This window comes from Psychrobacter sp. (assembly GCF_036731945.1).
GTDB lineage: Bacteria > Pseudomonadota > Gammaproteobacteria > Pseudomonadales > Moraxellaceae > Psychrobacter.
This window is the reverse complement of record NZ_DAINDI010000060.1, coordinates 15473-18450: the sequence shown is the minus strand read 5'-3', so window position 1 is coordinate 18450 and position 2978 is coordinate 15473. Positions and strand designations below refer to the sequence as shown.

The following is a 2978-nucleotide window of genomic DNA, read 5'->3' as shown; positions in this document are numbered from 1 at the left end:
ATTGTTTTATGATCTTTGTCCAAGGCATAACAATTTTATTTTGAACTGACTATATTTTGGGGGCTAAATTCGATTTTCTCATTTTTCAAGCTTTCAAGCTTTAGAAATACATCTTTGTCATACTCATCAATATTAACTGTCTCACCATCAACCTTTATGTATTTAACAACATCATGTTTCTTGCGAATCGAGCTATTCAAATAGTAGCTATAAACAGCATTGAGCTCGTCAATAGATAATAGCATTTCATTTGAAAGCTCTGACTTCCTTCCCTCTAGTTTATGAATATTTTCAGTAATTTCCGTTATCTTTTTATCTATCAAACTGAGTTTTACATCATTAAATATATTGTATATCAGACCCCTGTTCGAATTCAGTTTTGAAAAATCGTTTGGATAGTAGTTTTTATATACAACTATAGCAAAAACTTGGTTCTTATCTAGCTGTAAATATTTTAAATGATTATCGTAGTCTTGATATTCATTTAAAATATTTTTCACCAGTCTCATATCATCAAAATATAAACAAGTATTCCTCAGAAAACGTTTATCTATATCTTCTACCACTTCTTCATAGTTTTTTTGGATCAAATCATACGCATTCGTTGGATTGATAATCGGAATAACAGGGATAATATATTCAAAGAATTTACTTCTCTCAGTATCAGTAAACATATCGTCTTTAATAGCATATAAGAAAACCACTCTATCTTCACAATACTTGTTTATCATAGAGTTGAGTTCGCGCAGCCTTACAAAAATTTCGTTATTGTTGAACCGATCTAAATCTTCAATGATGACAACATTTTTTCCAGTAGCTTCAAAAAAATATAAAATTTCATCTAAATGATCGTTAAGAATAGACTTTTCTTTTTCATTCTTTATATTAAATTCTGAGTTATGAAAGTTAAGCTTAATCTCAGATAATTCAAAAGAGACACTTAATAACTTATATAACAATAATATAAAGCATATCAAAAAGCACCAAAATGCTAATTTTGGTAGCCAATTAGGTAGGGAGTATATAGCTTCAATATAATCAACCTTATCAAAAAACACTAATCCACTTATAATTAGTATTATTACTAGCAAGGCTGTAATCTTATTCGTTAAAGCATTACCAGTAATTCGTTTAAATCTTGATAAGGGAATTTTATTTTGAGGTACAGCATAAAAGAACTGTTGTAGTATGCTTCTTTCTATAAGCTGAATCTGCTCAGGCGTTAACTCCTCTTCTATTTTCATATCACTGTTTTTTTCATCAGTAGAATTTGAGTCTTTGTCGTCTGAAAAAGTATCTTTATTGATCTGAAAAGAAGAAAGAGAAATATCTAAAAAATCCCATTGGCTATTTTCTTTATATTTTTTCTTAAAGGTATTTAAAATACTACTTTTTCCTGAACCATATATTCCTGTTACAGCTATATTGAAGACACTTTCTTCATTCAGTGCAGATATTAGTCTATTCTCATATTTTTCATAGCTCTCTTTTTCCTCTCCTTGATCTAGATTATTTAGAGGTGATAGAGAATGAACTTGATGCTCATTCTCTACTTTAGAATTATTGATTTTTTCTAATTTTATTCTATGGTTAAGTATTATTTTTTCCACTAATTGAATGTCCTTTTCCAGGGGTTTGCTATAGAATTTCAAAGAAAGGTTTAATTTCACTGCGTTACAAACCTAGCTTTACAAAAACACTAAGTCTAAACCCCACCCCTAAACGCCGCATAAACCCGATTTAATCCCTCACGCAGCAGCGCCTCAGGACAAGCCACATTCAGGCGCATTTTTAGATGCCCCTCCGCGCCATATTTAATCCCTGCATTGAGCTCAACTTTAGCAGCTCGCAGCTTGTCATAAAGCGCCTGATCATCATCACCGTGTGCTGAGCAATCTAGCCAAATTAAATACGAGGCTTCTGGGCGCATAATTTTAATATCGGGCAAATGCTGCCCTAAAAAGCCAATGGTTAAGTCAATATTGGCTTCGATATAAGCCAGTGCCTGCTCCAGCCATTCTCCGCCATTTTCATAAGCGTTAAGCATTACTTCATAAGCAAATAAATTGAGCTCATATTCATCATTTAACTGCTGCTGCTGACTTATTTTTTTGATTAATGAACTATCTTTAGCAAATATCATTGAGCCTTTAATACCTGCTACATTAAAGGTCTTGGTCATTGAGGTTAGACTAACGACGTTATGCGCGTAACCTACTGCTTCTGCCAATGTTAAAAAAGGCGTAAAGGTATGACCACTCAAGGTTAAATCTTGATGAATCTCATCGCTGACAACTGCTACATCATGCTTTTTGCAAAGCGCAAGCAGCGCGTCAAGCTCATCGGTCTTCCACACGCGCCCGCCGGGATTGTGCGGATTACATAATAAATACAGCTTAACCTTATGCTCGATTATCTTGGCTTCGATATCAGCCAAATCTAAATAATACTTACCATCGACTTCCTTTAATAGCGATGTCACAAGTGTGCGACCGTTTTGCTCAACCTTGGTCATAAAAGGCGTATAAATAGGGTCGTTAACCAGTACCGCATCGCCTACTTCAGTAAAGACGTTCATCATCAGCGCTAAGCTTGGCACAACGCCCGGCGAAAACAAGATATTCTGCTTATCGAGTAGCAAGCCATAACGACTGCTATGCCATTGAATAATTGACTCATACAAAGCCGCAGTCGGTTTGGTATAACCCAATATGCCATGCTGCGTAACTTGCTCAATCGTGTTTAAAATAGGCTGTGCGGCCTTAAAGTCCATATCCGCCACCCATAGCGGAATCGTGTCATCAAAGTAATGCCATTTAACTGAACCAGTATTACGTCTATCAATCATTTCATCAAAGTTGTATTGCACCACTATTCTCCTAAGGGGAAAATCTTTGAATAACTAACGCCCCTGAAAATCAGCTTCCCTTCTCTCAACCATTGCCATCGCTCCCTCTTTCGCATCTTCTGAATAAACT

At 35.1% G+C, this 2978-nt stretch carries 3 protein-coding genes; all 3 read right to left on the bottom strand.

What is annotated here, in order from left to right; translation table 11 throughout:
- Nucleotides 1-35: 35 nt before the first annotated feature.
- Nucleotides 36-1670 (bottom strand): YobI family P-loop NTPase, encoded by a 1635-nt coding sequence (locus V7D75_RS11545; protein WP_333614669.1) that lies wholly within the window; start codon nt 1668-1670, stop codon nt 36-38.
- Between the two features lie 35 nt (nt 1671-1705).
- Nucleotides 1706-2869, bottom strand: coding sequence for a MalY/PatB family protein (locus V7D75_RS11540; RefSeq protein ID WP_333614668.1), 1164 nt, complete (start codon nt 2867-2869; stop codon nt 1706-1708).
- A gap of 33 nt (nt 2870-2902) precedes the next feature.
- The coding region (locus tag V7D75_RS11535; RefSeq protein WP_333614672.1) for a hypothetical protein at nt 2903-2978 on the bottom strand (76 nt) is incomplete at its 5' end.